General features: G+C 67.5%; 16 protein-coding genes. 6 read left to right on the top strand and 10 right to left on the bottom strand.

The window, feature by feature from the left end; all coding sequences use genetic code 11:
• Window positions 1-176: 176 nt before the first annotated feature.
• From DAT37_RS41885 to DAT37_RS41900, 4 genes are all read right to left on the bottom strand, one after another.
• Entirely contained in the window at window positions 177-1,427 is a 1,251-nt protein-coding gene (locus tag DAT37_RS41885; RefSeq protein ID WP_109530512.1) for an ABC transporter substrate-binding protein, read from the bottom strand.
• A 53-nt stretch (window positions 1,428-1,480) separates the two neighbouring features.
• Window positions 1,481-2,197 (bottom strand): ABC transporter ATP-binding protein, encoded by a 717-nt coding sequence (locus DAT37_RS41890; RefSeq protein WP_109530513.1) that lies wholly within the window; start codon window positions 2,195-2,197, stop codon window positions 1,481-1,483.
• Entirely contained in the window at window positions 2,194-4,968 is a 2,775-nt protein-coding gene (locus DAT37_RS41895; RefSeq protein ID WP_109530635.1) for a branched-chain amino acid ABC transporter permease/ATP-binding protein, read from the bottom strand. The genes DAT37_RS41890 and DAT37_RS41895 overlap by 4 nt, the downstream gene beginning before the upstream one ends.
• Window positions 4,969-5,599: 631 nt before the next feature.
• The gene (locus tag DAT37_RS41900; RefSeq protein ID WP_109530636.1) at window positions 5,600-6,442 is read right to left on the bottom strand and encodes an SDR family NAD(P)-dependent oxidoreductase; all 843 of its coding nucleotides are present in this window, start codon (window positions 6,440-6,442) and stop codon (window positions 5,600-5,602) included.
• Between the two features lie 360 nt (window positions 6,443-6,802).
• Here DAT37_RS41900 and DAT37_RS41905 point away from each other — a divergent pair, with 360 nt between their 5' ends.
• On the top strand, window positions 6,803-7,138 hold the full coding sequence (locus tag DAT37_RS41905) for a hypothetical protein (protein ID WP_157978968.1): 336 nt from the start codon (window positions 6,803-6,805) through the stop codon (window positions 7,136-7,138).
• A gap of 204 nt (window positions 7,139-7,342) precedes the next feature.
• On the opposite strand, the gene fahA is transcribed toward DAT37_RS41905, so the two are convergent.
• Complete coding sequence (gene fahA, locus DAT37_RS41910; RefSeq protein WP_109530637.1) at window positions 7,343-8,512, bottom strand: fumarylacetoacetase; 1,170 nt, start codon at window positions 8,510-8,512, stop codon at window positions 7,343-7,345.
• Between the two features lie 61 nt (window positions 8,513-8,573).
• On the bottom strand, window positions 8,574-9,800 hold the full coding sequence (locus DAT37_RS41915) for a homogentisate 1,2-dioxygenase (protein ID WP_109530515.1): 1,227 nt from the start codon (window positions 9,798-9,800) through the stop codon (window positions 8,574-8,576).
• A 96-nt stretch (window positions 9,801-9,896) separates the two neighbouring features.
• Here DAT37_RS41915 and DAT37_RS41920 point away from each other — a divergent pair, with 96 nt between their 5' ends.
• Window positions 9,897-10,559 (top strand): DUF308 domain-containing protein, encoded by a 663-nt coding sequence (locus DAT37_RS41920; protein WP_109530516.1) that lies wholly within the window; start codon window positions 9,897-9,899, stop codon window positions 10,557-10,559.
• 11 nt (window positions 10,560-10,570) lie between these two features.
• Here DAT37_RS41920 and DAT37_RS41925 read toward each other — a convergent pair whose 3' ends face one another.
• Window positions 10,571-10,879: a hypothetical protein gene (locus DAT37_RS41925; protein WP_109530517.1), complete on the bottom strand. Its 309-nt coding sequence runs from the start codon at window positions 10,877-10,879 to the stop codon at window positions 10,571-10,573.
• Between the two features lie 320 nt (window positions 10,880-11,199).
• Between DAT37_RS41925 and DAT37_RS41930 the strand changes: the two genes are divergently transcribed.
• The 3 genes from DAT37_RS41930 to DAT37_RS41940 all read left to right on the top strand — a co-directional run bounded on the left by DAT37_RS41930 (window position 11,200) and on the right by DAT37_RS41940 (window position 14,448).
• Window positions 11,200-11,838 carry a nucleoside deaminase gene (locus DAT37_RS41930; RefSeq protein ID WP_232840319.1) on the top strand — a complete coding sequence of 213 codons (639 nt, stop codon included), beginning with the start codon at window positions 11,200-11,202 and terminating at the stop codon, window positions 11,836-11,838.
• 302 nt (window positions 11,839-12,140) lie between these two features.
• Entirely contained in the window at window positions 12,141-13,451 is a 1,311-nt protein-coding gene (locus DAT37_RS41935; RefSeq protein ID WP_109530518.1) for a bifunctional o-acetylhomoserine/o-acetylserine sulfhydrylase, read from the top strand.
• Between the two features lie 238 nt (window positions 13,452-13,689).
• Window positions 13,690-14,448 (top strand): SGNH/GDSL hydrolase family protein, encoded by a 759-nt coding sequence (locus DAT37_RS41940; protein WP_109530639.1) that lies wholly within the window; start codon window positions 13,690-13,692, stop codon window positions 14,446-14,448.
• A 17-nt stretch (window positions 14,449-14,465) separates the two neighbouring features.
• Here DAT37_RS41940 and DAT37_RS41945 read toward each other — a convergent pair whose 3' ends face one another.
• Together DAT37_RS41945 and DAT37_RS41950 are read right to left on the bottom strand one after the other, a co-directional pair.
• Window positions 14,466-14,642, bottom strand: coding sequence for an MbtH family NRPS accessory protein (locus tag DAT37_RS41945; protein WP_109530519.1), 177 nt, complete (start codon window positions 14,640-14,642; stop codon window positions 14,466-14,468).
• A 208-nt stretch (window positions 14,643-14,850) separates the two neighbouring features.
• Window positions 14,851-15,156 carry a hypothetical protein gene (locus tag DAT37_RS41950; protein WP_109530640.1) on the bottom strand — a complete coding sequence of 102 codons (306 nt, stop codon included), beginning with the start codon at window positions 15,154-15,156 and terminating at the stop codon, window positions 14,851-14,853.
• Between the two features lie 243 nt (window positions 15,157-15,399).
• On the opposite strand from DAT37_RS41950, the gene DAT37_RS41955 reads away from it, so the two are divergent.
• Window positions 15,400-15,927: a hypothetical protein gene (locus DAT37_RS41955; RefSeq protein WP_157978969.1), complete on the top strand. Its 528-nt coding sequence runs from the start codon at window positions 15,400-15,402 to the stop codon at window positions 15,925-15,927.
• Window positions 15,928-15,994: 67 nt separating this feature from the next.
• Here the strand turns inward: DAT37_RS41955 and DAT37_RS41960 are convergent, their stop codons facing one another.
• Window positions 15,995-16,732, bottom strand: a complete 738-nt coding sequence (locus tag DAT37_RS41960; protein WP_198654711.1) for an FkbM family methyltransferase — start codon at window positions 16,730-16,732, stop codon at window positions 15,995-15,997.
• Between the last annotated feature and the right edge of the window lie 207 nt (window positions 16,733-16,939).

Raw genomic sequence — 16,939 nt, forward strand, 5'->3', positions numbered from 1 at the left:
AGCATAGGACGTCGACACAGCAACCGGGAGGCGAACCTCTGTGAAGGCCGATGCCCTCATCGCCGCCCGCGCTCGCGCGGAGGGCGAACCCGTGCGAGTGCTGCTCGCATCGTCGGCACGTGGACATGACGACGCCCCGTCCCGAGTTGCGGGACGGGGCGTCGGGTTCGTGACAGTCAGCTACCCGGCATCTTGAATATCGGGGTGGTGTCGATGGCCTTCACATCGACCAGTGTCCCATCCTCCTCCGCCCTGCCGAGGAGCGCCGAAGCGGTGCAGATGTTCGGGACGACCGCGATGGGTTTGCTTCCGCACTGGAAGGTGTCACCGGCGGCGAGGGGCAGCGGTTTCGGCTCGGGCATCGCGTTCAGGCGCGCGACGACCGTCTCGCGGGTGATGTCACCGGGCATACCGTTCAGTGCCGACCAGAGTCCGAGAAGCGCCCGGTACGCGGACGCGGCCGAGTCCGGCTTCTTGGCACCGGATCCCTCGACGACCGCGTCGAAGATCTTCGTCTCCGGTGCGCCCGGGTCGAGCGCGGCGTTGACGATGACCATGACGTCGGAGTAGCCACCGGGAATCTGCGAAGCGGCCTCGGAGTCACCGATGCACTGGGTGACCGACATGACCGGTTGGGTCGCGTTCAGCGTCCGCATCGCCTTGATCGCCGACGTGCAGAACGAGACGTCGCCGAGCAGGTGGAACATATCGGGCTTCTTCTCGAGCGCGGCCTGGATCTGCGGAGTCATATCCGCGGTGCCGAGCGGTACGGCGACCACATCCACCTGCGCTCCGGCGTTGCCGAACGCGAAGGGCCCCAGCCGTTTCAGCGGTTCGACGGCGGTGGGTGAGTCGACGGTCAGGATCGCGACGTTCTTGTAGCCCTTCTGTTTCGCGTAGGCGGCGGGCACTCCGGCGAGCGCGCCGAGCGAATTGCCCAGCACATAGGTGTTCGGCAGCAGCAGCGATTGCTGTCCGCCCGCCGCAGTGAGGTACGGCATGGCCAGCGGCGAGGTGATGCTCGCGACGGTGTCGGCGTTACTGGTCTCGCCGCTCACCACCGCGACCGCGCCGGACTGGACGAATTTGTTGGCGCAGTTGCGCGCCAGGCTCACCTGGATCTCGTCCTCACAGGTGGTGAGCGCGATCGGGCGGCCGTTGATTCCGCCCAGGTAGTTGTTGATGTACGAGACCGTCGCCTTGGCCACCTCGAGTTCCTCGGTGTACACCGGCGCCTTGGGACCGGTCGTGATGAAGGCGATCTCGACGGGCGCGCCGGTGGCTTTGTTCTCCGGGCCGAGTACGGATTTGTCCGGTACGCGTCCGGACGACTCGGTGTCGTCACCGGAACAACCGGAGGCGAGAAGCGCCACCGCGAGCGCGGCGCACGGCAGGGCGGCCCACCGTCTCCGTATGGAAAGGGACATTGCGATCTCCTGTAACTGTGGTGTAGCCCCCCTGCGATTCTGGATTCGAGGAATCACCCTGCGGCTGTGATGGATTCACCTCCGAGATACGCGGCTTCGAGGCGTTCGGGTGTCGCCCGCAGGTCCTCGGCGCGACCACGCAGCGTCACGTCGCCGTGCACGAGGACGATGGCGTCGTCGGCCACCTCGAGTGCGAGCCGCACATGTTGTTCGACAAGTACGACCGCCGCACCGGTGTTGTCGGCGATATGCCGCACGGCGGGCAGCAGACTCTCCACGATCACCGGGGCGAGTCCCATGCTCATCTCGTCGATGAGCAGCACCTGCGGATTCTGGATCAGCGCGCGACCGACGGCGAGCATCTGCTGTTCACCGCCCGAGAGCGAGCCCGCCGCGACCTTCCATCGCGGCCGCAGTGCGGGCAGCAGTTCGAGGATCTCCTCGAGCGGGCGACCGTCGCGCCGTCGCGCGATCCGGAGATTCTCCGCGACGGTCAGGCTGGTGAAAAGGGCCCGGTTGTCCGGCACGAGCACGATGCCCGCCCGGTTCGCGGTGGCGGGCCTGCCGTTGGGCAGACGCCGTTGCCCCACCGCCACCTCACCGCCGAGTGCGGGCAGCAGACCGGCCAGTGTCCGCATCAGCGTCGTCTTGCCCGAGCCGTTCGGCCCGAGGATGGCGGTGACGCTGCCACCGGGTACCTCGAGATCGAGGTCGCGGACGATGGGGAGTTTGCCGTATCCGGCGGTCAATCCGGTCAGTCGCAGACTCATCCGAGCACCTCCTCGGTGTGCATGGCGCCGAGGTAGGCCTCGGCGACTGCGCGGTCGCCGCGAATCTGCTCGGGTGTGCCCGAGGCGAGGGTGCGGCCGAAGTTCAAGACCTGGATGACGTCGCAGATCCGCAGGACCAGGCTCATATCGTGTTCGACCAGCAGGATCGTCACACCGCTGGCGCGGATCGCCAGCAATCGGTCACCCAGCCAACGACTTTCGGTGGTGTCGAGACCTCCGGCCGGCTCGTCGAGTAGCAGCACTTTCGGCCTGCCCGCGAGCGCCCGGGCGATCGACACCAATTGCCTCTGCCCCTGGGACAATTCACCCGCGGGCGTATCGCAGACCTCGACGAGTCCGAGCAGATCGAAGATCTCGTCCAGCTCGGTGGCACTGTCGGCTCCCCCGGCTCTGCCCCGACCCGACAGCCCGACCTGGACGTTCTCGCGAACGGTCAGATCCTCGTACAGTTCGATCGCCTGGAATGTCCGCCCGAGACCGGCGTGGACTCGCCGGTGCGTGCTCTTGTCGCCCAATGCTTCACCCGCGACGGCGACGGTGCCCTCGGCGCGCACCGATCCGCTGATGGCGTCGATCAAGGTCGTCTTTCCCGCCCCGTTCGGACCGATGAGTCCGACGATCGCGCCGTCGGCAACATCGAAACTCACCTCGTCCACGGCGACCACGCCGCCGTACCGGACGGTGACCCTGTCCAGCGCGAGCAGCGGGTCTCCCGACCGCTCAGGTGTCCGATCGACATCGTCGAACGGCGAACCCGTGAGAGAAGCGGTTCGGTCGACGGCCGAACCGGCGGCGACCATCGAGCCGGTGCGCGGAGACGGGCGTCTTCCCGCTCGTGCCAGCGCCCGCTGCGCCGGGCCGACGATTCCCTCGGGATTCATCAGCACGGTCACCATGAGCCCGACGCCGACGATCACCTGATACCAGGTGCCCGCCGATTCGCCCACGTGCTCAAGCAGCAGGAACGCGACACCGCCGGCGCCGAGTACACCGCTGAGGATGCCGCCCGAGATCGAGGTGATGCCGGCGAGATACACGATGGCGAACAGGGTGAGCCCGGCCAGCGCCGTGAAGGACTGGAACGAGACGTTGGTCTGTTGATAGGCGAGCAGACAGCCGCCGATTCCGGCGATGAACGCGCCGATCGCGAAGGCCGCCAGTTTCGTTCGCACCACATCGACACCGGAGGCGGCGGCGGAACGCTCGTTCGCGCGAACGGCGAGCATGCGGGTGCCGAGTCCGCTGCGTCGCAGACACGCGACTCCCACTCCGACCACGGCGAGAACCGCGAGGCAGAACAGTCCGAATTCCAGCCTCGGATAATTCTCGCCACGACCGATCCCGAGGCTGTAGCCGAAGATCTTCGGATCCGGGATATCCACACCGCTGGAGGGAACGAAATCCAGATTGCGGAACCACAGCGCTTCGATGGCGTAGGCCAGGGCGAGGGTGACGACCGCGACGGTGAGTCCCCGAATGCGCAAGGCGGGCAACCCCACGACCACCCCGAGCACCGTGGCGACGAGGGCCGCGAGCAGTGGGGCGAACGGGAACGGGATACCCCAACTCGCGGTGATCGGCCCGAGGATGAACGCCGCCGCGCCCGCCAGGGCGAGTTGGGCCAGGGAGACCTGACCCGCGTAACCGGTGACGACCACCTGCGAAAGTCCGATGACACCGAGTATCAGCGTCGTGATGAGCGCGACCCGCACATCGTTTCCGGACAGGATCAGCGCGAGTCCGACGATCACCACACCGATTCCGGCGCCGCTCCACACCCTGCGCGGGTACGGCGCGTTACCCAATTCGGAAACGATGACCGCGCCGCGCGACGGAAGCGGTTTGGCCCGGATGACCAGGACGACCAGGATCACCACCAGCGGAACCAATTCGACCAGGCCGCTGGAGGGCAGCCACTCGTGCACCCGCGCGAGGTAGGTGGCCTCGGACTGGAGCATGCCGATCACCAGCCCCGCCGCGACGGCGGCCACGACCGAGGAGAACTGTCCGATGATCGCGGCGGCCAGCGCCGGAACGATGAACAGCGAATATCCCGTCGGGGTGAGCGGCACGATCGGCGAGATCAGAATGCCCGCCGAACCCGCCACCGCCGCGCCGATCATCCAGTTGTAGGCCGCGACCCGATCCGGCGACAATCCGCTGACGTAGGCGCCTTCCTCGCTTTCCGCGGTGGCGCGCGTCAGCAGGCCGAATCGAGTGAACCGGTACAGCGCGGCGAGTACGAGGGCGAGCCCGAAGATGGCGATCCCGAAATACACACGGTCCTGCGGAATCCGGATACTTCCCACGGTCCAGATGTCGACCGGGAATATCGCTTTCACGCCGACGGTATTGGTGCCGACCTGTTTGCTCGCGATCGCCACCAACACGATCATCAACGCGATCGAGGCGACGGCGCGTGCGATCGGAGGCGCTTTGCGCAATGGCCGGAACACGACCACATACACGAGCAACCCGAACAACGCCGAGAGCGCCACCGCGATCCCCGCCGACGCCGCGAAACCCGGATCACCGCCGATATCGACGGATTTCGGCAAACCCGGCACCAGGATGACGAACTCACCCTTACGGAGAAAAGCGTAGATATAGGCGCAATTGAGCGCGATGGCACCGGTGGCGAAGTTGAGTACGCCCGAACTCCGATAGGTCAGCACCAAGGCGATGGCGAGCGCGCCGAATACACCGCCGCTGCCGATGCCGAGAAGCAGGAACTGTATGTGCTGACTCATGCCCGACATCCCGCCGGACAGGCGGCCGCACCGCGGATATCGCGGCGACCACGGCCGATGTCTCGTCGGCTTCCGATCATCGCATTCCGCGATCGCACCGAATTCGATGGAACAAAACGCATCGCGTGCCTTACTCGTCTGTCGGGCGGTCGTGGCAGTTGCCGGGTAGTGCTGCGCGGACCGCGGCGTGCCCGCCGTGGCCGGAGCCGGTATCGCTGGGGTCGACCATGTGACGTGGGCAACACTACGGTAACCGATACCGTAAGCACAATAGTCAGCATGGCGGGAATCCGTCCGAATATCCCGGGTCACTTCTCGGCGAACCGACGACGGCCCTGCGGGCAGCCGCGGACACCACCGCGTCGACCGGCCGGAACGCCCGGATGATCGATGAACTCGCTATCGCACGCCCGCGCGGTCTCGTCGACGACGGGTATCGCCCCGGCGGGCACACGCGACCACGGCTACTCCCGGGCACGTGACCGGCGAACGGATCCGACAGCCCGGCACAGCGGCGCGATTCCGGCCCCAGCGCACACCGGGCTTGCTCTGCGCCTCACAGGGCTCACCGGACTCGGGACGACGCGGCGCACCGGCGAGTCCGGCGCTCCTGCGGACACACGGACCCGAATCAGTCGTTCACCCGGCTTGCGGCAACCTGTTCGCGCACATAGGCGTTGAGTCGACGTTCGATCACCCGGGGCGCGATCCGGTTGAGATACCAGCCGATGCGAGTGCGGCGCGGGACGACCACCCGCGACCGGTTCGCGGCGACGGCGGCCAGTATCTCCGCGGCCAGGCGATCGGGCGGGTACGCGCGCGTGGACTTCTCCGCCCCGAGCAGGAAACTTCGCCCGGGGAACGACCCGACCTTGCCCGAGTCCAGGATCGGCGTCTCCACGGCCGACGGACATACGACCGTGACCCCGATGCCGTGCCCCACGGCTTCCGACCGCAACGCGTCGGACAGCCCGACGACGGCGAATTTGGTGGCGCAGTAACTGGTGAGCAGCCCCGAGGCCATCAGACCCGCCGCGGAGGCGGTATTGACGATATGTCCGCCGCGAGCGGCGATCATATGCGGATACGCGGCGTGGACACCGTGCACGACCCCGCGCAGGTTGATATCGATGATGCGGTTCCACTGCTCCAGCGTCAGCAATTGGGTTTCGCCGCCGATGAAAATGCCCGCGTTGTTGAATATCAGGTCGATCGAACCCGATTCGGCGACGATATCGTCCACGGCCGCCCGCACCGCCTCGGCATCGGTGACATCGAGGGCGACCGCCACCGCCTTGCCCGGGCCGTCGATCGCGCCGACCACACGTTCGGCGGCGGCGACATCGATATCGGCGCACCGCACATCCGCGCCCGCGGCGGCCAGGGCTCCGGTCAACGCGGCCCCGATACCGGATCCACCGCCGGTGACCAGTGCGGTGCGACCGGCGAAACGTCCACCGTAGGAATGGTTCACCACCGCGACCTCGGATTCGTCATAGCACTACCTCGTCTCGACTTCACGCACGACGGTTACTCGCACGAGTGGACTACCGAGTGTATTCCAGTAGCTCATTCTGGTGAGCATTCTGGAGAACTTTCTATAACGGGTAACGGCAGGTTGATCACGCCTGCCCGAGCGCACCGACCGAGGCGACCGGGGTACCGCTCGGCGCCGCCGCGCCGGGTGTCGACACCGCACGTCGGCGAGGTTTCTCGGTCAGGCGCGTGCCCGTCGGAGTCCGGTCGGCACCGTCCGCACCCCCGGGCGCGCACGCGGTACCGTCGAGGCGAGGGAGGGCGCGTCCGAATGCGCTCGGGGACCGGGGAATCGGAGATGAACGTGTCGTATCAGTACCCGCCGCCGCAGTCGACGTATCGGTCACCGCAGGACCAGCCGCCGCGCTGGTCACCGCCCCCGCGAGCGCGCGGCGCCGGTGTCCTCGGCACGGCGCTCACGATGATCGTCGCCCTGCTGATCACTCCCGTCGGCATCGGACTGTTCGCCAACGGGAGTCGCTCCACCGACCGCTGGGAGACGTTCTCCGACAGCGGGGACCGTCTCGGCCCGAATGTCCAGATCGTCGGTGGCGCGATCCTGCTGCTCCTGGTCGCCGCGCCGGCGGCCTACGCGCCGACCGGCACGGTGGTGGCGGGCTGGGTCTGGGACTGATCCCGGGGGCTGTCGCGCTGCTGTTTCCCGGGAACGCCCTGCGCGCGATCCGGGACATACCCGCGCTGCCGATCGAGACCCGGCTCGCGCTGAGTGTCTGGGCGACCGACGGCGGACTTCTCCTCATCGGTGCTCTGCTCCTCGGAGCGGGCCTGGCATCGGCCCTACGACGCCGCTGAGCCGACCGGTGGCACCGAGCGCTGTTCACGCTCGCGTGACGATCCTGCCGCGCACCTCCCCGAAGCCGATGCGCGAGTTACCCGGGCCGGGCGCGTCGGCCGAGATGACGATCTCGTCGCCGTCCTCGAGGAAGGTGCGGGTCTCGCCCCGCACGGTGATCGGCCGCGCACCGCCGCCGGTCGATTCGATGAACGAACCGCGTTGGTCCTCCCCCGCGCCGGAGATCGTTCCGGAGGCGAACAGGTCCCCGGTCCGCGCCGTCGCGCCGTTGACGGTGAGATGGGCCAGCATCTGCGCGGGAGTCCAGTACATCTGCCCGTAGGGCGGTCGGCTCACGCGCTCACCGTTCCAGCGCACCTCGAGATCGACGTCGAGCCCCCACGGTTGTGTCCCGCGCAGATACGGCAGCGGCAACGGGTCCTGGGGCGGGGGATGGATGCGGGCGTGGCTCAGCGCCGCGAGAGGGACGACCCAGGGTGAGATCGAGGTCGCGAAACTCTTGCCGAGGAAGGGCCCGAGCGGAACGTACTCCCACACCTGGATGTCGCGGGCGGACCAGTCGTTGACGATCACCGCCCCGAACACGTGCTCGGCGAAATCATCGACGCGGATCGGTCCGGTGGACGGCACGCCGACGACGAATCCGAGTTCCGCCTCGATGTCCAAGCGGGTGCTCGGCCCGAATTCGGGGTTGTCGGCACCGGGGGCTCTCCGCTGTCCCGAGGGGCGCACGATATCGGTCCCCGACACGACGACGGTGCCCGCTCGACCGTGGTATCCCACCGGGAGATGCTTCCAATTCGGCAGCAGCGGTTCGGCATTCGGCCGGAACAGACGACCGAGAGCGACGGCGTGGTGTTCGGAGGCGTAGAAGTCCACGTAGTCGGCCACCTCGAACGGCAGGTGCATCCGCACCCCGGTCACGGCGTGCAGGACACCGTCGGGCACCTCGCCCGCGCGGACGACCTCCTGTAGCCGCTCACGTACGGCCGCCCAGTGCGACGGGCCGCGCGACATGAACGCGTTCAGCGAACCCGTCGCGAAGACCGGGTCGCCGAACACCGCCCGGAGATCGAGGACGTGGTCACCGATCCGCACACCCGCGCGCGGCGTCAGTTCCGGGGTGGAGAAGATACCGAACGGGAGGTTGTCCGGCCCGAACCCGGAATCGTCGGGAATCAGCACGCCGGTCACGCCGACAGCCTCGCGGCCGACGGGAACCGGTCCGTCACCGCGCGCACCGCGCACCGCCGCGTCACGCCGGACCCACTGCCCCGGGGGCGTCACCGGGACCGCGACCGGCCCACGTCCACGCGTAGTCCGGATCCTCGCAGGCCAGAGCGCCTTCCCCGAGTTCGAGCGGCCGGAACGTGTCCACCATGACGGCCAGTTCGTCGAAGAACTCGGCCCCGATGCTGCGCTCGTACGCACCGGGCTGCGGCCCGTGGGCGTGACCGCCCGGATGCAGCGAGACCGAACCCGCCCCGATCCCCGATCCCTTGCGCGCCTCGTAGTCACCGCCGCAATAGAACATGACCTCGTCGGAGTCGACGTTGGAGTGGTAGTAGGGAACCGGGATCGCCAACGGGTGGTAGTCGACCTTCCTCGGCACGAAATTACAGATGACGAAATTCGCGCCCTCGAACACCTGGTGTGCGGGCGGGGGCTGGTGCACCCGTCCGGTCAACGGTTCGAAATCGGCGATGTCGAACGTGTACGGGTAGAGACATCCGTCCCAGCCGACCACATCGAAAGGGTGTGTCGGATACATCATCCTGGTGCCAACGACACCGGAGGAACCCCGATGTTTCACCAGTACTTCGACGTCACCCGTGGCGGTGGCGAGCAGGGGTTCACCCGGACCGTGCAGATCCCGCTCGCAGTACGGGGCGGATTCGAGCAACTGACCGAAGCGCGACAGGTAACGCTTCGCCGGAACGATATGGCTGCCCGCCTCGATCGCGTACGCCCGCAACACTTCGCCACCGCGGGGAATCCAGCGGTGCGTCGTCGCACGGGGAATTACGACGTAGTCGCCCCGGCGCGCGTTCAACACACCGAAGACGGTTTCGACCGACGCCTCGCCCGATTCGAGGTAGACCACCTCGTCGCCGATCGCGTTGCGGTACAGCGGAGACGGCGCACCCGCCACCACGTAGGAGATACGGACATCGGCGTTACCGAGGATCAGCCGTCGCCCGGTGACGACGTCGGCACCGGCGATCACGTCGTCGTCGAACAGTGTGCGCAGGCGCAGGTGGCGCGGGCGTAGCGGATGATTCGGCACCGATGTCTGATCCGGCAGCTCCCATTCGGTGGCGTCGACGATCGCCGAGGGAATGTGACGGTGATAGAGCAGCGACGAATCCGAGGAGAAACCCTCTTCCCCCATCAACTCCTCGTAGTACAACGCGCCGTCCGGGCTCCGGTGCTGCGTGTGACGCTTCGGGGGGACCGAGCCCACCGATCGGTAATACGGCACGTGGCACTCCTCGGATGTCGATACGGATGGACGCCGATCATCAGAAGTTATCGGTTCGAGCTGTGTCGGATCGCGGAAAGCGGGCATTGCTGCCCCATGGTGACACTGCGCTCCCGACTTCCCGCGACGACGGGTCGGCTGTTCTCGCGTTCCCATGACGGTCCCGCGTCCGGCGCGTCACGCGTCCGGGCGAGCACACCTCGGGTACACCGGGGCCACGAGGCCGTTCTCGTCCTCGGGATCGGCTCGGCCGCACTCGGACTATTGGTCGCGATCTGGCCCGACAAGACGGTCCACTCGTTGGAAATGCTGCTCGGCGCGGGCATCGCCCTCAGCGCCGGAGTACAGATCTACCTCGCGATCGCCGCCCGATTCGCGACACCGCTGCGCGCCGTGCTGGCGCTGTGCGGAATGCTGACCGCGGCGCTGGCGCTGTTCAACGTGGTGGGCGGCAACTCGATTCCGCTGCTGTCGATCTGGCTCGGCGCGAGCTGGGCGATCAGCGGTGTCGGTCAGGCCACGGTCTCGGTCTGGGACGACCGGCTGGCCGAACCCGTGCGCCACGAACTGACCGGCGTCGCGACCATGCTGGTCGGCATTCTCGTCCTGCTGTTTCCCCCGCAATCGCCGACCGCGCTGGGATTCCTCGCCGCGGCGGGACTGGTCCTGCTCGGCGCGGCGAATCTGGCCCTGGCCGGAGTGGGCAGCAGCGCCGTCCATATGGCGTGGACACAGCGAATTCCCGTATCGCATACGTGAACCCGGGACGGTCAGTACAGATCGAACTCGGGGCGTAGATCAGGATCGGCGGAAGCGCGCCGTTCGCCGAACGCGGCGCGTAACCGTTCCTGTTCGCGGCTGAGCAGCGTCCAGTCGTAGCTACAGTCGGGATGTTCGGCGACATCGATCAGTGGGCCGTCGGGATAGTCGAGATCCTCGTGCACGGCGATCACCCGGGCCAGACCACCGCGCATATCGTCCTCGCCGTGGCCGAGGAACAGCTGGTTGTCGACATAGATATCCGAACCCACCACGGGCCGATCGGTGACCGTGATTCGTTCGGAACCGTCGGCTCCCATACTCGCCTCCTCCACGGCGTCGAAACATACGACGCCCTCCGGAGCGTACTGGTCAGTTGGTTGGGCTATGCCCGTTTCCCACACCGAACCGGCCGAATCGAACCATCGCCCGCATTCGACCGTCGCGAGCAGCCGAAACCGAGGCCTCCTCCTGCCCTCCTTGCGATTTCGTTCGTCACCTTCGCCCGCTGCGCCACCACCGAATGGCCACCACATGCGTTGATAGCAATATCTTCATATCGGCATCGTACAACCCTTACCCCGCTGACGCGCCCAGGAAATCACTCCGCAACGCCCGCGCTCTACGTTTGCCCACACCGATGACCGCACCCGACGAAGGGCACGCCGTGAACACCGACGCTCTGCCGCGCTCCTACGGCGCGACCATGCCCGACTGGGTCTTCGACGAACTCGAGCACTCCCCCGCCGTTCTCGACTCCGACGACCAGCGCATGGCGCTGGTCCACCGGCTCGCGGCACGCAACCCGCGCGAAGGGTCCGGCGGACCGTTCGCGGCACTCGTCATCGACAGCGCCACCGGCGCGATCGTCGCGGCGGGGGTGAACCTGGTACTGGCCAGCGGGCTTTCGTCCGCCCACGCCGAGGTGGTCGCGCTGTCGCTCGCGCAGACGCGGGTCGGCGACTGGGACCTCGGCGCGGTGGACGCGCCCGATCGCGAACTCGTCGTCAATTGGCGGCCGTGCGCCCAGTGCTACGGCGCGGTGCTGTGGTCGGGGGTGAAACGTCTGGTCATCGCGGGCGAAGGACCGGAACTGGAGCAGCTGACCGGATTCGACGAAGGACCGATGCGCGAGGACTGGGCCGAACAATTCCGCGGCCGTGGCATCCGGGTCGATATCGGCGTCCAGCGCGACCGCGCGCTCGAGGTTTTCGCCGACTACGGACGCATGGCGGCCGACCGGGAATTCACCGTCTACAACGCGCGCGGCGCCGCCTGAGCGACGCTGCGCCACCCTCCGGTAACCCGCGCCGCAATCGTTCCGCCTACCGGTGCCGCGCACGCGATCACGCCCGCGCACCTGCGGGTTCGCCGCCTCGGCCACCGCGCGACAACGTGCCCACGCCTCGGCCACCGTTGCGCTCGAGCCGAATGTAAACGTCGCGCAAACCCCCGAGCGCTCCTAGCCTTTCGGGGCATGACCACGGATCCGCGCGACCCGCCGATCGAGATCGTCGACGCCACGGCGACCGCCGCGCGCGTGATGTTCCGAACCTCACCCCCATCGTCTGGAGCCCTCGCATGACCGACCCGTCGACGGCCGCGGATCCCACCGCGAGCTGGAGTTTCGAGACCAAGCAGATCCACGTCGGACAACTTCCCGACGGCACCACCTCCGCACGCGCGCTGCCGATCTACCAGACCACCTCCTACACCTTCCGCGACACCGACCACGCGGCGGCGCTGTTCGGGTTGGCCGAACCGGGCAATATCTACACCCGGATCATGAATCCCACCCAGGACGCGGTCGAGCAGCGCATCGCCGCGCTGGAGGGCGGCGTGGCCGCGCTGCTGCTGTCTTCGGGACAGGCCGCCGAAACCTTCGCGATCCTGAATATCGCCGGGGCGGGCGACCATATCGTGTCGAGCCCGCGCCTGTACGGCGGCACCTACAACCTGTTCAGGTACACGCTGCCGAAACTCGGTATCGAGGTGTCCTTCGTCGACGATCCCGACGATCTGGAGCAGTGGCGTTCGGCGATCCGCCCGAATACCAAGGCGGTCTACGGCGAGACGATCTCCAACCCGCAGAACCACATCCTCGACATCCCCGGTATCGCCGAAGTCGCCCACGCCGCGGGAGTTCCACTGATCGTGGACAACACGGTGGCCACTCCGTACCTGATCCAGCCGCTCGCGCACGGCGCGGATATCGTCGTGCATTCGGCGACCAAGTATCTCGGCGGGCACGGCACCGCGATCGCGGGCGTCATCGTCGACGGCGGCGGTTTCGACTGGCGCGGTGGACGTTTCCCCGGTTTCACCGAACCCGACCCCAGCTACCACGGCGTCGTCTACGCCGATCTCGGCGCTCCGGCGTACGCGCTCAAGGCCAGGGTCCAGTTGCTGCGCGACCTCGGTTCGGCGGTGTCGCCGTTCAACGCCTTCCTCATCAGCCAGGGCCTGGAAACGCTGAGCCTGCGCATCGAACGGCATGTGAGCAACGCGAAGGCCGTCGCGGAATTCCTCACCGAACAGCAGGGCGTCACCTCGGTCGCCTACGCCGGGCTGCCGTCCTCGCCGTGGTACGAGCGCGCGCGGGCGCTGGCCCCGAAGGGCGCGGGCGCGATCATCGGATTCGAACTCGCGGGCGGGGTCGACGCGGGCAAGCGTTTCGTCGAAGCGCTCACCCTGCACAGTCACGTAGCCAATATCGGTGACGTCCGGTCGCTGGTCATCCATCCGGCCTCGACCACGCATTCCCAGCTGACCCCCGAGGAGCAGCTCGCCGCCGGCGTCACGCCGGGGCTGGTCCGCCTCGCGGTCGGCGTCGAGGGAATCGACGACATCCTCGCCGATCTGCGCACCGGATTGGCCGCCGCGAACGCGTGATCCGTCGTCGGGGCGGTGGGCCTCGGTCCACCGCCCCGCACCGCGCTCCCGCGACTTCCCCACCGGACGTCCGCCCACCGATGGCCGCGACGCGCGGTGACACATACGATGTTCGTGCGTCGCGAGGAACGCGCGACGCCGGTCGATGAGCGCAGTCGGATCCCCGCACGCAGCACGCGCCGGGCCGAGGTAGCCGTCGACCCGCGAGGTGCATATGGACCCGTACTCCGGATCCTGGATGTCGTACTCCCGATATGTCGCCATCGGAGACAGCCAGACCGAAGGCGTCGGGGATCCCGACGGGATGGGCGGTTATCGCGGGTGGGCCGACAGGTTCGCCGAATTGCTCGACGCGGCGTATCCGGGAGCGCATTACGCGAATCTGGCGGTCCGGGGCAGACGGGTCGGGCAGATCCGCGACGAACAACTCGAGCAGGCGATCGCCCTCGATCCGGATCTCGTCACGGTCATGGCGGGTATGAACGATCTGATCCGGCCGCGCTTCGACCGCAAATCGCTGCTCACCGATCTCGACATCATCTTCGGCGCGCTCATCGACACCGGCGCGACGGTTGTCGGCTTCACCTATCCCGATATCGGCGGCATCGCCCCACTGGCGCGTCCGCTCTCACCGCGCATCTACGCGCTGAACGACGATCTGCGCACACTCGCCGAAGAACACGGTGTCGTACTCCTGGATTTCGAACTCGTCGAGGCGACCACGCATCCACTGGTCTGGTGCGACGATCGCCTCCACCTCGGCCCGCTCGGGCACGATCTCGTCGCCCGCGCCGTGGCCGACGCCCTGAGGCTTCCCGGCGCCAACGACACCTGGCGCGATCCGCTGCCGCCGGCTCCGCACGCGAGCGCGCTCACCGCGGAATCGGGGTGGGCGATCCGTCATCTGCTGCCGTGGATCGGCAGGCGGATGCGCGGAACCTCCTCCGGCACCGGCCTGTCCGCCAAACGACCCGACCTGTTACCCGTGGTGCTCTGACCGCGACCGACGGCCGATCAGGAGGCGGTCCCGGCCGCCGCGATCGCCAGGTACTCGGTACACGCGCTGCGCGAGGCCGGCCCGAAGACGACCTGTGCCCCGCCCGGCGACTCGGCGAAACACGGCCACAGCGCGTACCGCTGCGCCGCGTCGAGCAGGACGAAGAAGTCCTCGATTTCCTCGAAAGGCCCCATAGCTCACCTCACCGTCGCACGGCGGCTCGTCCGGTCGACTTCGGAAAACCCGAGGTACCGGTTGTGCCGAACTTCCGCCGGACTCCGAATTCCCTGATGCTGAACGAGTGCTTAGCATGACTGGCAGGGTTGATTTATAGCACTCGCGAGGGAGGGAGGCAACCGGCTGCGCGCCACCGCCTCCCGGTGCGCGATATCGGCGCCGGAATCAGGTCCAGAGCACCGCGACGAGGACGTTCACGATCGCGAGTCCGCCCGCCGCATGGGTCATCCACGCGATGTCGTTGCCGCGTTTCGCGTCCGCGCGGCCCATCTCGGCGAAGGCCGCGACGAGGATCGCGATTACCAGCTTGACCGCGACTTTCGCGTTGTCGGGTTCCTTGCCGATCGAATCGATCGCCGAGGCCATGCCGACCAGGATCAGTCCCGTGATGATCTGGGCGCGCGCACCCCACACCATCAGTTCCGAGACCTTCGGCTGCCCGGCGACGTATCCGCCGACCACCGCCGCCATACCGAGCAGATGTGTCACGACCACGACGTTGTAGACGACTTCCGGCGCACTCACGTTGCGAACTCCCAAGCGTTGGACGGGGACCGATGACGTCCGTTCTACCGTGTCGGTTCCCGGAGGCCGCGCGCGGGACCGACCCCGGCACCACGAGTCACCCGGCCCGCGAACCGGTTCCACCGGGCGACCCGAAAACGCGAGCGTGGCGCGGTGGCGGCCGGACCGGATTCGCCTATTCTGTCCGGCATGATCGGCGGACTCGATGCGACCGAAACGCTGGAGCAGCCAGGATATCGACCGGACGCGGGCGGATTGGTCGCGATGCTGTCGGAGGCGGCTCGACGGCTCGACGACGTCCCGTACGCGCCACAGCCCGCGATCGTGATGCTCGCCCGATGCTTCCACGGATTCGCCGCGGCGGGACTGTCCAGCACGGCACTCTACGAGCATCACGTGCCCCGCCCGCACGAATGTCTGCCGGTGGCACAGGAATGCGAGGCCATCAGCTACGAATTGATCGAGGTCATCGGCGACCATCGTCGACTCGAGTATCGACTCGACCAACACGCGATCGTCGAACAACTCTCCGATCCCCTGCTGACCACCATCGGCCCCGACCTGACCGAATGTGTCACGCAGACACTGCGATTGGCACGCCGACTACGCGAGGTCCTCGACCACCTCGCGGGCGATCCCGCCGCGCCGCCTGAGGTGCGCGAAGTGGCCGCCGTCGCGGCGCGGTCGGCCGAATACCTGCGAAGCCAGTACGAGTAGCGGGCGCGCGGGTGGCTGCCCGCACGCCCGTTCGTCACTCAGTGTCCGGCACGCCCGCACCGCGGTCTCATCGACGACGGGTCGCGTAGACCTCGTGCAATTCGGTGCCGATCAGCGCGGCGTCCTGTCTGGTGCGCGCCGTGAATCCCTGTCTGCCCAGCAGATCGCAGACCTCGGCGAGGCGGCCGTCGATATCGTGGACCTCGGCGACGACGGCGCGGATGCGGGGCCAATCGCCCTCGGCGACACCGCGCAGGACATCCATCTCGGCGCGCTCGACATCGATCTTGAGTACGCCGATCTCGCTGTCGGGCGCGTGCTCGTCGATGATCGCCGACACGGTGGTGACCTCGACATCGATCTGCTCGCCCTCGTGGAGTTCGGCGGTGATCATGTCGATCGCCTCGTCGGGCAGGCCGCTGTTGCGAAGATAGACCTTGGTCGCCTCGTCGTCGGCCGCGCGGTCGGCGTAGAAACCCGAATTCGCCGTGGCCCGCGGGTACCAGGTGAACGGCAGCACTCCGCGTTCCGCGCCGACGGCGATGCGCAACGGAACGCCCCCGGGCACATGGGAAGCCACATTGCGTTCCAGGCAGTCGAAGGTCGCCGGAGCCGGTTCGGCGGTGACGACCTTGACCCCCGGGCAGGTGTCGGCGAACATCATCGCGCTGAGGCCGATATTGGCCCCGATATCGATGGCGACGTCGGAGGGCCGCAATTCCGCGGCGGCCAGACGGTAGAAACCGGTCGTCGACATCTCGCCCCACAGCATTCGCGCCTCGGCCGGACTCGTACAGGCGATCATCCTGCCGTCGTCCAACCGAAGCTGTTGAATCTGAGAAGAACTCGTTTGCATATGTTCACGAACCTTTCGAGGATCACTCCGATGAGGACAGCAGAGAACTTGATCGAACTCGAGATGGTGTGCCGAACGCCGTCCATGATTCATCCGCGCCCGCGCTCACGCAAGAACCGGGGTCGGACGCGCGTCACCCGCGCGGGGACACGCCTC

It is taken from the genome of Nocardia aurea (genome assembly GCF_003123685.1).
In the GTDB taxonomy this organism is placed as follows: Bacteria; Actinomycetota; Actinomycetes; order Mycobacteriales; family Mycobacteriaceae; genus Nocardia; species Nocardia aurea.